Raw genomic sequence first — 15,108 nt, 5'->3', positions numbered from 1 at the left:
GTGATCATCCGATCATCGGCATCCGTCATCACACCCAGCCTCAGGGCAGGGGCACGCAGTCAAGCAGCGCTGCCACCAGGCGCTCGCCATCCCAGCCCTCGGCTGCCGCCTCGTAGCTGGGCAGCACGCGGTGGCGCAGCACATCGGCTGCCACCGCCCGGATGTCGTCAGGAGTGACGTAATCGCGACCGGCCAACCAGGCGCGCGCACGTGCGCAGCGTTCCAGCGCAATCGAACCGCGTGGGCTTGCGCCCCAGGCAATGCGCTTGGCCAGCTGTGCGTCATACGCGCTGGCATCACGCGAGGCCAGCACCAGCGCAATCAAATAGCGCTCCAGCTGCGGTGCCATATGCAGTTCCAGCACTTCGCGGCGCGCCTGCTCGATTTTCTGCAGCGAGATCTTCTCGATGGTCACCTGCTGCGGCCGCATCGCGCGCAAGGCGCGCTCACGTGCCAGCCGCAGGATCTCGGTCTCGGCGCTGGCATCTGGGTAACCGATGCGCACATGCATCAGGAAGCGGTCCAACTGCGCCTCGGGCAGTGGGAAGGTCCCTTCCTGCTCGATCGGGTTCTGCGTGGCCATCACCAGGAACACCTCTGGCAGCGGATAGGTGTTGCGTCCGACTGTCACCTGGCGCTCACCCATCGCTTCAAGCAACGCCGACTGCACCTTGGCCGGGGCACGGTTGATTTCGTCGGCAAGCAGGATCGGGTGAAAAATCGGCCCAGCCTGGAACTCGAAGCGGCCTTCCTGCGAACGCCAGATATCGGTGCCGGTGAGATCGGCAGGCAGCAGGTCCGGGGTGAACTGGATACGCGCGAAGCTGGCGTCGATGCGCGAGGCCAAGGCACGGATGGCGGTGGTCTTGGCCAGGCCAGGCGCCCCTTCCACCAGCAGGTGGCCGTCCGCCAACAGCGCGGTCAGCAGCCGGTCGACCAACAACGACTGGCCGACGATCTCGCCGGCCAGCGCGTCACGCAGCGCGGTGAATTCCTGATGCAGGCCGCTGTCGCGGACCGGCGCATCGTCTTGATTGGGCAGCACGGGAGGCAGGTTCATAGGCGCAGTTTGACTGATCTGCGATGAAATGGTTCCAAACGCCGTCCTGCAAACGGGAAAGGGCCGCAATAGCGGCCCTTTTCCTTAGACGTAACAAGCGCTTACCTGGCAGCCTTGGCTACACGCAGGATCTTCGGGGTCACGAACACCAGCAGCTCAGCCTTGTCCTTGGAGCGACCGCGCTTCTTGAACAGGTTGCCAAGGAACGGGATGTCACCCAGGAACGGGACCTTGCTGATGCTGGTCCGGTCATTGAACTCATACACGCCGCCGACCACAACGGTCTGGCCGTCATCCACCAACACCGCGGTGTTGATTTCGCGACGATTGATGATCGGGACAACACCAAAATCCGCCACTTCCAGGTAGGAGTCGATTTCGTCCTTCTTCACATTCATGTTGAGAAAGACACGATTGTCCTGGGTGATGGTCGGCGTGACCTTCAGCTCCAGCAGCACTTCCTTGAACTGGACGTTCGGCGTTGCCGCAGTACCACCGGTACCACCGGTAATAGTGACGTAGCCGATTTCCTTACCCTGCTTGATGACGCCTTCGCGCTGGTTGGCGGTGACGATACGCGGATTGGATATGACTTCACCACGGCCTTCTTCCTGCAACGCGGAAAGCTCCAGGTCCAGGTTGAAATTCGCGCCCAGCAGCGTATAGGCGATGCTCGGAGCCTCACCCGCCTTGACGCTGGTGAAGGTGCCGGCGGGCAAGCTGACATTGAGCCCACGGCTTGCGTTGCCAGTACCACTAGTGCCGCTGCCGATCGTGCCGACGTTGCTGCCATTGTTGTAACTACGGGTGCCACCGATGCCGAACTTGGCACCCAGGTCACGGGCGAAGGTATCGGTTGCGATCACGATACGGCCTTCGATCAGCACCTGATCCACGGGTCGATCGATCACCCCGATCAGCTCACGCATCTGCGCGACCTTCTTCGGGATGTCACTGATCATCAGCGTATTGGTGCGTTCATCGGCAACCAGACGGCCACGCGGCGACAGGAAGCCGTTCTCCTGCTCGGTGCTGTTACCGTTACCACCACCGCCGCCGCCATTGTTATTGTTGTTGCCGATCCCCTTGGCCTCGGTCAGCGCTTTGAAGATCGCCTCGGCACTGTGGTAGTTGATCTGCACGTAGTCGGTGATCAGGTCAACGCGGTTATCGATGGCGATACGCGCGTCTTCCTTGTCCTGCTCGAACTTCGCCAGCTCGGGCTGCGGTGCAACCCAGATCACGCCACCATCACGACGCTTGTCCAGGCCCTTGGCGCGCAGCACGATGTCCAGTGCCTGGTCCCACGGCACGTTGACCAGGCGCAGGGTCACATTGCCCTGCACCGTGTCGGAGGCGACCACGTTGAGATTGGACTCCTCGGCGATCAACTGCAGCACGGTGCGCACCGGCACGTCCTGGAAGTTGAAGGTCACCGGACGGCCACTGTAGCCACGTGCCGCGACGGTAGCGGCCGCTTGCGCAACCGTCCTGGACGTCACCGCACCGGTAGCCACCTCGGCCTGGCGCGGAGTGATCTCGACCACGTACTCATTGCCGGACTGATAGGCCAGCGAATCGAATGCGCCATTGGTGCTGAGCACCAGCTGCGAGCCCTGCCCGGACGGCTTGGCATCGATACGCTGCACCGGCGTGGCGAAATCAACAACATTGAGCGGGCGTTGCAGCTCGGCCGGCAACACGGCGTTGCCAACGTCGATCACGACGTTGTTGCCCTGGTTGCGCAGGTCCGGGCTTGCGCCCTGGCCGTCGAACTGCATGATCAACCGCCCGGCACCATCATCGCCGCGCTTGAAGTCGATCTTGGTTACGGAAACCGCCTTCACCGCCTGCTGGGTGGCTGCGGCTGCGCCGCCTACACCCGCAACAGGCTGTGCTGCGTAGGAAGAGCCGCACACCGCTGCCAGCGCCACTCCCAGGGCGCAGACGCGGACCAGTGCATGGCGCCGGATGGGACGCAGGCTCAGGGCTTTGGTAAAAGTCATCGTGCTATCCCCTAATCAATCAACGATCGTCCAGTGCAAGCGAAGCTGGGCGTTCCAGCCAGCCACCTGCACCGTCCGGCACTAGTTCAATCAACTCGATCCCGTCTTCGCGTACGCCAGTCACACGGCCATCGCTCTGACCCATGTACACCCCAGGACGTACACGGTAGGTGACCTTGTCCGGCCCCATCACCAGTGCCACGGCACCCGCGCCGCTACCGATCGTGCCAACCATGTCCAGGCTGTCCAGCGGGAACCCTTCGAGCGGTTCCTTGCGGCGGTTCGGATCTGGCCGCAACTGGCTGTTGCCGTCATCGGATACCCAGGCATCACTGAACGGATCGCGCAGGCCTTGCGCCGAATATTCAAAGGTTTCGAACTGCTGCATCACCGGCAGAGGCTGCAAGGGCTCGGCCGGACGTGCACGCACGTCGGCCATCCACTTTTCAAGATTGGGCGCTTCGCCAGGCGTGCTGGTGATGCCGCGGGCGCAACCGCCCAGCAGCACCACGCAAGCCATACCCAACGCCAGGGAGGAAATACCACGCATGATCACTTCCCTCCCTTTTTCTTGGCTTCGGCAGCCGCGTCGGCGGCCGCCTTTTGCTGGTCAGCCAACTCGGTGTCATCCAGGTACCGATAGGTCTTGACCGTACCGGACAGCTCCAGCGCGCCACCGGGCGTGATCACGCCCTGTCCGCCCTTGGGCTGCAGATTGATGTCATGCATGGTCAGGATGACGACGCGCGGCAATGAGGCCACGCCGCTGACGAACGCACCAAACTGGTGATAGCTGCCAACAAGGCGCAGCGCGATCGGCTTTTCGGCATAGAACTCTTTCAAGGTCTCGTCACCGGGCTTGAACAACTCGTTGTTCAAGCCGCTGGACAACGCGGTCTGCGAAACGTCGATGATCAGATCCGGCATCTCGGTCTTGCTGGGCAACTGGCGCAGCATCTGCTGCAACACCTGCTCCATCTGAGCCAGCTGCTGCTTCAAAGGCTCCAGGTTGACCGCACGTTTCTGCTCGGTCTCGAAACTCTGGCGCAAGGTCGCTTCCTTGTTCACCAGGTTTTCCAGCTCCCCTCTCTGCCCACTGATGATCAGCAGGTAAGACAGGCCGAGGATCAGCAAGGACAGCAACACGCAGAACACGACTTTCGCGTTGCGCGGCCAGGCGCCGATATTGTTGAAATCCAGCTCTTTGGCGTTGAATTTCTTGCTCACGAACGGGCCTCCTTCTGCGCCGGCGCTGCTGGCGCTGTCTCGCCCTTTGGCTTCTCCGCCCCGCTTGCCGGTGCAGCCGGCGCTGCAGCAGCGGGAGCTCCAGGCGCAGCACCAGTAGCCGGTGCAACCGCCGCGGCATCAGCTGCGGTCAGCGCGGCATCAGCTTCGGCCTGACCATCGCTGGGTGCAGGCAGCTGCACTTTCAGCGTGAACACGTACGGCAGGGACTTGATGTCGACAACCGCACCACCCTTCTGCTGCGGATCCTGCGCACGCGCCTCAATGATGGTCAGCTCCGGGTTTCTCATCCAGCCCGAGGTCTCGAGATTGCGCATATAGGCACTGACACGGGCGTTGGACTGCGTACGGCCTTCCAGCGTCAGGGTCTCACCTTCCTGCTTCAGCGCGGTCAGTACCACGCCATCGGGAATGGTGCGCACCAACGAATCAAACAGGTGCACCATCTGCGACCGCTTGCCCTGCAGCTCCTCGATCACCGCCTTGCGGTCCAGCAGACGTTTCTTCTGCTCGTCCAGGCGATCGATTTCCTTGTTCTGTTCCTTGACCTTGGCGATCTCGGTCTCAAGGTAGGCATTGCGCTCGTTCTGCCCGCTGATCTGCTGGCTGAAGTAAAACCACAGCAAGCCTGACAGCACAACGCCACTGAGCGCGGCAAAGCCCAGCATCCCGTAGAACTCACGTTGACGCTGTTTGCGGCGCTCCTCGCGCCATGGCAATAGGTTGATCCGTGCCATCAGTCGAACCCCCTCATGGCCAGACCCGTCGCGATCATCAGTGCCGGCGCATCCTGGTTCAGTGCATGCGCCTGGACCTTCGGCCCCAGCGTCATCTGCGCCAGGGGGTTGGCGACCGAGGTCGCCACGCCAAGCTGTTCTTCGACCATGGTCGGCAAGCCGATCAAGGCCGCACAGCCGCCGGCCAGCACGATGTGGTCAACGCGGTTGAACTCGCTGCCCGCATAGAAGAACTGCAACAGGCGGCTGATCTGCTGCACCGTCGCCTCCTTGAACGGCTCCAGCACTTCAACCTCGTAGCTCTCCGGCAAGCCGCCCTGGCGCTTGGCCAGGCCTGCTTCCTCGTAGCTCAGGCCGTAGCGGCGCATCACCTCGTCGGTGAGCTGCTTGCCACCGAACACCTGTTCGCGGCTGTACAGGCTGCGGCCACCGCGCAATACGTTGAGCGTGGTCATGGTTGCACCGATATCGACCAGTGCCACCACGCCATCACTGGGTACAGCCAGCTCGCTGGCGACCAATGCGAACGCGTTCTCGATCGCGAACGCCTCCACATCCATCACCTTGGCGGTCAGCCCGCCCAGCTCCAGCGCGGACTGACGCAGCTCCACGTTCTCCGAGCGCGACGCGGCCAACAGTACCTGCACCATTTCTGGATTGTTCGGCACTGGACCCAGCACTTCGAAATCGAGGTTCACTTCGTCGATGGGGTACGGGATGTAGTTCACCGCCTCCAGCTCGACCTGTGCTTCCAGATCGCTTTCGTCCAGGTCCGCCGGCATCGGGATCACCTTTGTGATCACCGCAGAGCCCGCAACAGCAGCGGCCGCCCCTTTGGCCTTGCTTCCCGAACGCGCAACAGCCCGCCGAATTGCTTCGCCGACTGCTTCGACTTCGACAATGTTTTTCTCCACCACCGCATTCGGCGGAAGAGGTTCCACAGCGTAATGTTCCACGCGGAAACGGTTACCGCTGCGGGAAAGCTGAAGCAGCTTTACCGCAGTCGAACTGATGTCGACGCCAATGATGGGCGTCTGACTCTTTGGGATAAGCCCCACGGATTCTCCCCTGCCGACGGGCACTTGGACGCAAGTCTTGCGTCGGCGCATTAATAACGTTTTTTCAGCAAATGGCAACCATCCGGAATGCGAGACGCGATCTGCATCACGTCGCCCAGCTGTATCCCATTTGCTCTCCCCAGGATGCGGCCCCAGCCGCTCCCCTGCGTAATCTATACTCTGCGGCTACAAAAACCGCAATCGGGACTTCTGGATGCCACGTTTTCGTCGCTGGCTGCGTTGGCTGCTGGCCCTCTTTGTCGCCTTCTCCCTGGTCGGCGCAATCGCCATCGGTTCACTCTATTACGTTGTCTCGTCCAAGCTCCCGGACGTGCAGGCGCTGCGCAATGTCGAGCTGCAGGAGCCGATGTATGTCTATGATAACGAAGGGAAATTGATGGCGGTATTCGGCGAGACCCGCCGTTACCCGGTACAGATGAAGGACGTCCCGGAGCGCCTGAAGCAGGCCTTCCTGGCCACCGAGGACGCCCGTTTCTACCAACACGACGGCATCGACTACAAGGGCATTGCCCGCGCCGTCTGGCTGATCGCGCGCACCGGTTCCAAGGACGGTGTACCCGGTGGATCGACCATCACCCAGCAGGTTGCGCGGCAATTCTTCCTCAGCAGCGAGGTCAGCTACACCCGCAAGTTCGCCGAAATCCTGCTCGCCCGCAAAATCGAGAGCGAACTGAGCAAGGACGAGATCTTCGAGCTGTACCTCAACAAGAGCTTCTTCGGTAACCGCGCCTATGGCATCGGCGCCGCGGCCGAGTACTACTACGGCAAGAAGCTGGGTGACCTAGACCTGGACGAAATGGCCTCGCTGGCCGGCATCCCCAAGTTCCCCTCCAGCGGCAACCCGCTGAGCAACCCCGAGCGCGCACGCCAGCGCCGTGACAACTATGTGCTGCAGCGCATGGCCGACCTGGGCTACGTCAGCCAGGCCGAGGCCGATGCCGCCAAGGCCGTGGCCATGCATGCCAGCCCGCACGAGCCGCCGGTTCAGGTCTATGCACCCTACGTGGCCGAGCTGGTGCGCCAGGAAATGATCGCCAAATACGGCAGCGACGTGCTCAACAAGGGCTACCACGTCACCACCACCATCAATGGCCAGCTGCAGGACGCCGCCAACACGGCGGTGCGCGATGGCCTGCACACCTACGACCACCGCCACGGCTGGCACGGCGTCGAACAGCACTTCGATGTCGCTGCCGATGCCGACAGCACCGCGCTGGCCCGGCACATCGCCGGCATCCCGACCCAATCGGGCCTGCAGGCTGCCGTGGTTTCGGCCACCCATGCCGACGGCAGCATCACCGTGGTGCTGGCCGACCGCAGCGAACTGGTGCTGCCGGTGGCGTCCAGCCGCTGGACCAACCGCAGCCCCGCCAAGCTGGCCACCCGCGGCGACATGATCCGCGTGCGCGCTGGCAGCAAGGAAGGCGAATGGCTGATCGACCAGATCCCGCGCGGTCAAAGCGCACTGGTCTCGGTGGACGCTGAAAGCGGCGCGTTGCGTGCCCTCGTCGGCGGCTTCAGCTTTGCCGGCAACAAGTTCAACCGCGCCACCCAGGCACGCCGCCAGCCCGGCTCCAGCTTCAAGCCGTTCATCTATGCGGCCGCCTTCGACAAGGGCTTCAACCCGGCCTCGATCGTGCTGGATGCACCGGTGGTATTCCGCGACCGTCGCGGCAAGACCTGGCAGCCGCAGAACGATGGCGGTGGCTTCCGCGGCCCGATGCGTCTGCGCGAAGCACTGGTGCAATCACGCAACCTGGTATCCGTGCGCCTGCTCGACAGCATGGGCGTGGACTATGCGCGCAAGTACATCAGCGAATTCGGCTTCCAGGAAGCCGAGCTGCCGCCGAACCTGTCGATGTCGCTGGGTACCGCCTCGCTGACCCCGTTGTCGGTCGCCCGCGGTTACGCGGTGTTCGCCAACGGCGGCTCACGCGTGGACACCTGGGTCGTGGACGAGATCAAGGACCGCGATGGCAACGTGATCTTCAAGGAAAACCCGGCCATGGCCTGCCGCGGCTGCGGCGGCACCTCGACTGCAGGCGCCGCACCGGTGAGCCAGGTGGTGGACGGCTTCAATTTCGGCGCCGAGGTGGCACCCGCTCCGGTTGCCGCCAAGCCGGCAGAAGCCAAGCCTGAGGCCATCGAGCCGGCAAAGCCGGTGAACCCGGACGCCCGCACTGCGCCGCGCGCCATCGACGAACGCACCGCCTACCAGCTGGTGTCGATGATGCGTGACGTGGTCCAGCGCGGCACCGGCACCGCAGCCAAGGTCCTGGGCCGCGAAGACGTGGGCGGCAAGACCGGCTCCACCAATGACCACCGCGACGCCTGGTTCTCCGGCTTCGGCGGCCCGCTGGCAACCACCGTGTGGGTCGGCCGCGACGACTTCCGCTCGCTGGGCTACCGCGAATACGGCGGCAAGGCAGCCCTGCCGATCTGGATCGACTACATGCGCGTTGCGCTGAAGGACGCCCCCATCGCCAGGAACGATCCACCGTCCGGCATGGTGCAGGCGACCATCAACGGCGCCACGGAATGGGTCAAGACCGAAGACCTGGATCGCGTGCAGGACTTCGACTTCGGACAGCAGGACCACGCGACCAACGACGCCGCGTTCGACATCTTCTGATCAACCCAGCAGGCGGCGGGGCGCAAGCCCCGTCGCCTGCCTACAATCGGGCCAGCAAGCCCAAGGTCAGAGCCCGATGCCGTCAACGCCACCGCACGCCCTCCCCCGCAATGCCCGCGAACGGCAATTGATCGCGCAGGAGGCCGCCCGCTTGATCGCCGAAAGCGGCATCCATGACATCGAACACGCCCGCCGCAAAGCCGCCGCAAAGCTCGGCGTCGCCAGCGAAGCCTTGTGGCCCCGCCTGGGCGAGATCGAGCAGGCGCTGCGCGAGCATCAGTTGCTGTTCGCCTCCGCCAGCCAACCCGGCGCGCTGCACGAGCGCCGCGAATCAGCAGTGCAGGCCATGCAGTTCCTGCAGGCCTTCCAGCCACGCCTGACCGGCGCGGTGCTGAGCGGGCTGGCCGCCGGCGACAGCCCGGTCATCCTGCACCTGCATTGCGATGATCCCGATGCCGTGCAGCGCTTTCTTCACGAACAGCACATTCCTGCCGAGGCGCGCACCTGGTCGCTGCGTTTGGCGGGACATTCGTCCAAACAGCACTATCCAGGCTGCGAGTTCGCCGCCGATGGCATCGCCTTCGAACTGGTCGTGCTGCCCGAGGATGCACTGCGGCAGCCGCCTGTTTCGGCGGACGATGGCAAGCCCCTGCCGCGCGCGACGTTGGCGCAGCTGAAGCAACTGCTGGCACAAGAGCAGAGGTAGTGCCGAGCCATGCTCGGCAGAGGCATTTCCGGCGAAGCCTCTGCCGAGCATCCATCCGCGCTTGTGGGAGCGGCGCAAGCCGCGACGCTGGCAATGCGCGAAAGGCCGAAGAAGCTACCCCTCCCCAACCCTCCCCTTGCCTGCGGCAAAGGGAGGGAGCGTAGCGCCGAGCATGGCTCGGCACGACCGGGCGTCCATCTGGGCTTGTTGGAGCGGCGTAAGCCGCGCCGCTGGCAATGGGCGGAAGGCCGAAGAAGCCCCCCCGCCCCCACCCTCCCCATGGCCCCCCCCCCCCCCCCCCCACTACAGGACACCCCTGTTTTTGCAGGAGTGGCGCACAAACAAAAACCCCGCCGGAGCGGGGTTTTTGTCGTGATGGAAGCGGCGCATTGCTGCGCCGTTGCCATTACTTGTAGTCGCGCACGTCGTGGCCGGTGTAGACCTGGCGCGGACGGCCGATCTTCATTTCCGGATCAACCTGCTGCTCCAGCCAATGCGACACCCAGCCAGCGGTACGGCCCAGGGCGAACATGACCGTGAACATCTCGGTCGGGATGTTCAGCGCCTTGTAGATGATGCCGCTGTAGAAGTCGACGTTCGGATACAGCTTGCGGGCAACGAAGTACTCGTCCTGCAGCGCAGCCTGCTCCAGCTTGACGGCAACGTCGAGCAGCGGATCCTGCACGCCGAGCTGACCCAGCACCTGCTTGGTCATCTCACCGATGACCTTGGCGCGCGGATCGAAGTTCTTGTAGACGCGGTGACCGAAGCCCATCAGGCGGAAGCCCGAGGTCTTGTCCTTGGCCTTGACCACGGCAGACTCGACGTTGTCGGCCGAACCGATCTCTTCCAGCATCTTCAACACGGCTTCGTTGGCGCCGCCATGTGCCGGGCCCCACAGCGCGGTGACGCCAGCGGCGACCGATGCATACGGGTTGGCACCGGTGGAGCCGACCAGACGCACGGTCGAGGTCGAGGCGTTCTGCTCGTGGTCGGCATGCAGGATGAACAGCAGGTCCAGTGCCTTGACCACGTCCTTGTTCAGATCGTACTTGCCATCGGCCGACTCGAAGGTCTGCTTCAGGAAGCGGCTGACGTAGTCCAGCGAGGTGTCCGGCTTGTTGGCCGGCAGGCCAGCGCCATGGCGGTAGATCAGCGCCGACAGGGTCGGTACCTTGGCGATCAGACGCACGGCTGCCTGGCGGCGCTGCTCGGCGTCTTCCAGGTCCAGCGAGGCGTGGTACTTGGCCGACAACTGCGCGATCGAGGCAGTCAGGATCGCCATCGGATGTGCGTCCTTGGCGAAGCTGCCGATCAAGGTGTTGATGGATTCATCAACGCCGGCTTCAGCGGTCAGTTCGGCTTCGAAAGCCTTCAGCTGGTCGGCGCTCGGACGATCGCCATTGATCAGCAGGTAAGCCACTTCGACGAAGCTGGACTTGGCAGCCAGCTGCTCGATCGGATAGCCGCGGTACAACAGCACGCCATTGTCGCCATCGATGTAGGTGATGGCCGACTTGCAGCTGGCGGTGGCGGTGTAGCCCGAGTCGTAGGTGAAGAGACCGGTTTCCTTGGTCAGCTTCGAGATATCGACACAGTTATTGCCCAGGACGGGTTTGACGACAGGCAGAACGACCGACTTGTCGCCGGCGTTGAGCGTGACCTGATCAAGATCGGACACAGTGTGCGCTCCTCAAGTGGAAGGCGCCTGTCCTGACGAAAGGGGTGCGGGCAGGCGCGTGAAGGAATTCCGCAGTTTTCCACTGCGGTTCCGACGATTATCGCACAGCAGCATTTGCAGTTTGCGAAGACAAAAGTCTTATAGCCGGAGTTTCCGCGCGACACAGCGTCGCACTGGCACAACCGCCCGATTCCGCAAGGGTTCAGCCGTACGACACGCAAGACAAAACAACGGCCGCGCAAGGCGCGGCCGTTGTCTGTGCAGCAACAACAGTTCGATTAGCGCGCGTAGCGCTTCTGGAACTTGTCGATGCGGCCGCTGGTATCGATAACCTTGTGCTTGCCCGTGTAGAACGGGTGCGAAGCCGAGGAAATTTCAACCTTGACGAGCGGATACTCTTCGCCGTCTTCCCACTTGACCGTTTCCTTGGAGGACATGGTCGAACGGGTCAGGAACTTGAAATCAGAGGTCACGTCGTGGAAAACGACGTTGTGGTAATCAGGATGGATATCGGCCTTCATGGGCTCGCACCGTGTGGGCTGGTGGTCAAGACGGCCATTATAAGCACGGCTTGCCGCAACAGGCAAGTCGTGCTTACTGAACCATTCCCCGGGGCCATTACTGGCCCAGCAGCGCCCCACGCACCTGGGCCTCGAAGCGGGCCTGGTCGTAGCCGATCAGCAGCGCCGTATTGTCCGCCACACCGGTCTGGCGGTTCCAGTCGACGATGGTGGCACCCCGGGTACGGGTGCCGGTCAGTTCGATCGACAGCGGCCGTTGCTCAACCACCTTGCCGCCCTCCGGCTGCAGCGCCCAGGCCATCGCCAGCGCATCGGCGGCATACCAGCGCTCACCGCGGCTGTCTTCCGACCACAGCCGGGTCTGGCGTGAGATCAGTTCGTAGAAACGCGCCTTGTCGGTATCTGCAGCGAGCCACTGTTCGACATCACGGTGCAGCAGGCCGTGGGCGATGGTGGCCTCCCAGTCCGCGACTTCGATGAACGGGAACGAGGTGAAGACGATATGCGCCGATTCCGGATCGAAGGCGATATTGAACTCGGCGGCCGGGGTGATGTTGCCATGGCCGGTGATCGCGCCGCCCATCACCACGAAGCGCTTCACGCGCTGCGGCAAGCTTGGGTCGAGCTTCAGCGCGAGCGCGATATTGGTCAGCGGACCCAGTGCGACCAGCAGCAATTCGCCTGCATATTGGTGCGAAAGGCGCAGGATCGCCAAGGCTGCGTGTTCGGCTTCCACCTTGCGTGCAGCCAACGGCAGATCGACGTCACCAAAACCGTCGCGGCCATGCACGTGCGCGGCGTCTTCGGCCGGATATACCAGCGGATCGGGGGTACCCGCGAACACCGGAACGTCTTCACGGCCAGCCACTTCGCACAGCTTCAGCGCGTTGCGCACGGTGTATTCGAGGCCGACATTGCCCGCTGCCACTGTCAGCGCAACCACGTCGTGGCGCTCATCGGCAAAGGCCATCAGCAGTGCCAGCGCATCGTCCACGCCCGGATCAGTATCAATCAGCAACGGTATCTTCTTGCTCATCTTCTGCTTCACTTCTGGTTGGCCATGGAGTCTGTCACGGCCTCCATGACAGTGGAAGCACGCAATCAGGCCGATGCGTAGCGCACTGCCCCGCCAATCCAGCGGTTGACGATGCGATCAGCCAATTCCGGCGCATCGCTGAGCAGGCGTTCGGCCAGATCGTGCACAGTCGGCAACAGGCCCGCATCACGGGCCAGATCAGCCACGCGGAACGCGGCCAGACCAGTCTGGCGGGTGCCCAGCAGTTCGCCGGGACCGCGCAGTTCCAGGTCCTTCTCGGCGATCAGGAAGCCGTCGGACGTCAGCCGCATGGTTTCCAGGCGCTCGCGTGCCATCGCCGACAGCGGCGCCTGGTACATCAGCACGCAGCTGGACGCGGTTGCACCACGGCCGACGCGGCCACGCAGCTGGTGCAGCTGGGCCAGGCCCAGGCGTTCGGCGTTCTCGATGATCATCAACGAGGCGTTGGGCACATCGACACCGACTTCAATCACCGTGGTGGCGACCAGCAAATCGGTCTCGGCCTGCTTGAAGGCGCGCATCGCCGCCTGCTTCTCCGCCGCCTTCATGCGGCCGTGGACCAGACCGATGCGCAACTCGGGCAGTTGCGCCGACAGCGTCTCGAAGGTCGTCTGCGCGGCCTGCGCATCCATGCGTGCATTGCCGGGGCCGGCGTCTTCCTCGCTCTCTTCGATCAGCGTGCAGACCCAATACACCTGCCGGCCCTGCTGGCAGGCGATGCGGATGCGCTCGACCAGTTCCGGACGCCGCTCAGCGCTGATGGCGATGGTCTGCACCGGCGTGCGACCGGGCGGCAGTTCGTCGATGGCCGATACATCCAGATCCGAATACGCCGCCATCGCCAAGGTGCGCGGGATCGGCGTGGCGGTCATCACCAGCTGATGCGGCACTACACCGGCCGTTGCGCCCTTGTCGCGCAGGGCAAGCCGCTGGTGCACGCCGAAGCGGTGCTGCTCATCGACGATGGCCAGTGCCAGATCATTGAACACTACGCTGTCCTGCATCAGCGCATGGGTGCCTACCACCACTTGTGCATGGCCGCTGGCAACATCCTCCAGCACCTTGGCGCGGGCCTTGCCGGTGACCTTGCCGGCCAGCCAGGCTACGCGCACATCCAGCGGTTCCAGCCAGCTGCGCAGATTGTTCAGGTGCTGCTCGGCCAGCAGTTCGGTCGGCGCGGCCAGCGCCACCTGTTTGCCGCGCTCCACCGCCAGCATCGCCGCCAACGCAGCAACCACGGTCTTGCCCGAGCCGACGTCGCCCTGCACCAGCCGCAGCATTGGATGGGCGCGGGCCAGGTCCTTGCGGATCTCGTCGAATACGCGCTGCTGCGCGCCGGTCAGCTTGAACGGCAAGGAGTCGCGCAGGGCTTTGACCAGTCCGTCGCGGCCACGCAGCGACGGCGCGCGATGTTGCTGCAGGGCGATGCGCTGGCGGCGCAGGCTGAGGTGGTGTGCCAGCAGTTCCTCCAGCGCCAAGCGGCGCTGCGCCGGATGCGTACCCGTTCCAAGGGCACTGATATCGGCGTCGGCCGGCGGCCGGTGCATGGTCAACATGGCTTCGCGCAACGACGGCAGGCCCATGCCGGCGAGCAAGGCCGGCGGCAGCAGTTCCAATGCGGCCGCATCGGGCAAACGATCCAGTGCCTGGCCAATCAACTTGCGCAGGCTGGCCGGGCCGATGCCCTCCACTGCCGGGTACACCGGGTCCAGCACCGCGCCCAACGCGGCGTCTTCGCCGTCACCGAGCACGTGATAGCTGGGATGCACGATCTCCAGCCCATTCTGACCCGCGCGCGGTGTGCCATAGGCGCGCAGACGGCGACCGACGGCGAACTGCGATACCTGCGCAGCACGGAAGTGGAAGAAACGCAGCACCAGGGTGGCGCCGGAGTCGTCGCTGATCGCCACCCGCAGCACCGGCCGGTAACGGAAGCCTCGCTCAACTGCCTCCACCCTGCCCTCCACCTGCGCGGCCATGCCGGCCTTCAAGGCGCGGATCGGCAGCAGCGTGGTGCGATCCTCGTAGCGCAGCGGCAGGTGCAGCCACAGGTCCTGCAAGCTGGTCAGGCCGCGCGCTTCCAGCTTGGCTGCCACCCGTGGCCCAACCCCGGCCAGGCGGCTCAGTGGTTCGGTGGAAAGATCGAGGGTGGCGAGGTCACGGCGTGCAGACATTGCATAAGGATGCCGTCATGCGCTGCAAACAGAAACCCCGGCGTGGTTGGACGCCGGGGTTTCCTACTCCCCAAGTGATGATTTGCTGCGGTGTTGTCGATTGGCGCCTTCAAGCAATGCGTAGTGGCGCGCCCCGGTGGGGCGGGGGGGTTCCCGCGCCGGCACCGCCGCGCCGGGGGGGGGGGGGCAGCGCTGGCGGCCGCGCCCGCT

Annotated in this window: 12 protein-coding genes; 2 read left to right on the top strand and 10 right to left on the bottom strand. The window is 63.9% G+C overall.

Annotation, left to right across the window (positions count from 1 at the left end; all coding sequences use genetic code 11):
- Positions 1 to 40: 40 nt before the first annotated feature.
- From ACVOLI_RS06950 to ACVOLI_RS06925, 6 genes are all read right to left on the bottom strand, one after another.
- Positions 41 to 1,060 (bottom strand): AAA family ATPase, encoded by a 1,020-nt coding sequence (locus ACVOLI_RS06950; RefSeq protein ID WP_296250747.1) that lies wholly within the window; start codon positions 1,058 to 1,060, stop codon positions 41 to 43.
- A gap of 101 nt (positions 1,061 to 1,161) precedes the next feature.
- Positions 1,162 to 3,066, bottom strand: a complete 1,905-nt coding sequence (locus ACVOLI_RS06945; protein WP_481534075.1) for a type IV pilus secretin PilQ — start codon at positions 3,064 to 3,066, stop codon at positions 1,162 to 1,164.
- 19 nt (positions 3,067 to 3,085) lie between these two features.
- Positions 3,086 to 3,616 (bottom strand): pilus assembly protein PilP, encoded by a 531-nt coding sequence (locus ACVOLI_RS06940; protein ID WP_481534074.1) that lies wholly within the window; start codon positions 3,614 to 3,616, stop codon positions 3,086 to 3,088.
- Positions 3,617 to 3,618: 2 nt separating this feature from the next.
- A complete protein-coding gene (locus ACVOLI_RS06935) occupies positions 3,619 to 4,293 on the bottom strand; it encodes a type IV pilus inner membrane component PilO (protein WP_481534073.1) in 675 nt (224 codons plus the stop codon).
- Positions 4,290 to 5,048 carry a PilN domain-containing protein gene (locus tag ACVOLI_RS06930; protein WP_481534072.1) on the bottom strand — a complete coding sequence of 253 codons (759 nt, stop codon included), beginning with the start codon at positions 5,046 to 5,048 and terminating at the stop codon, positions 4,290 to 4,292. The genes ACVOLI_RS06935 and ACVOLI_RS06930 overlap by 4 nt, the downstream gene beginning before the upstream one ends.
- On the bottom strand, positions 5,048 to 6,106 hold the full coding sequence (locus ACVOLI_RS06925; protein ID WP_481534071.1) for a pilus assembly protein PilM: 1,059 nt from the start codon (positions 6,104 to 6,106) through the stop codon (positions 5,048 to 5,050). The genes ACVOLI_RS06930 and ACVOLI_RS06925 overlap by 1 nt, the downstream gene beginning before the upstream one ends.
- Before the next feature lie 214 nt (positions 6,107 to 6,320).
- Here ACVOLI_RS06925 and ACVOLI_RS06920 point away from each other — a divergent pair, with 214 nt between their 5' ends.
- Together ACVOLI_RS06920 and ACVOLI_RS06915 are read left to right on the top strand one after the other, a co-directional pair.
- Positions 6,321 to 8,759, top strand: a complete 2,439-nt coding sequence (locus ACVOLI_RS06920; RefSeq protein ID WP_481534070.1) for a penicillin-binding protein 1A — start codon at positions 6,321 to 6,323, stop codon at positions 8,757 to 8,759.
- Positions 8,760 to 8,835: 76 nt separating this feature from the next.
- On the top strand, positions 8,836 to 9,465 hold the full coding sequence (locus ACVOLI_RS06915) for a hypothetical protein (RefSeq protein WP_481534069.1): 630 nt from the start codon (positions 8,836 to 8,838) through the stop codon (positions 9,463 to 9,465).
- A 406-nt stretch (positions 9,466 to 9,871) separates the two neighbouring features.
- On the opposite strand, the gene ACVOLI_RS06910 is transcribed toward ACVOLI_RS06915, so the two are convergent.
- From ACVOLI_RS06910 to recG, 4 genes are all read right to left on the bottom strand, one after another.
- On the bottom strand, positions 9,872 to 11,146 hold the full coding sequence (locus tag ACVOLI_RS06910) for a citrate synthase (RefSeq protein WP_282271232.1): 1,275 nt from the start codon (positions 11,144 to 11,146) through the stop codon (positions 9,872 to 9,874).
- Positions 11,147 to 11,424: 278 nt separating this feature from the next.
- Positions 11,425 to 11,667, bottom strand: a complete 243-nt coding sequence (locus ACVOLI_RS06905; protein ID WP_054657059.1) for a type B 50S ribosomal protein L31 — start codon at positions 11,665 to 11,667, stop codon at positions 11,425 to 11,427.
- 97 nt (positions 11,668 to 11,764) lie between these two features.
- A complete protein-coding gene (locus tag ACVOLI_RS06900; protein WP_481534068.1) occupies positions 11,765 to 12,703 on the bottom strand; it encodes a nucleoside hydrolase in 939 nt (312 codons plus the stop codon).
- 65 nt (positions 12,704 to 12,768) lie between these two features.
- Positions 12,769 to 14,898 carry an ATP-dependent DNA helicase RecG gene (recG, locus tag ACVOLI_RS06895; RefSeq protein ID WP_481534067.1) on the bottom strand — a complete coding sequence of 710 codons (2,130 nt, stop codon included), beginning with the start codon at positions 14,896 to 14,898 and terminating at the stop codon, positions 12,769 to 12,771.
- Positions 14,899 to 15,108: the final 210 nt, after the last annotated feature.

This window comes from Stenotrophomonas sp. STEN029 (assembly GCF_056760015.1).
The sequence above is the reverse complement of the archived record's forward strand: the minus strand, read 5'-3'. Positions and strand labels throughout refer to the sequence as shown.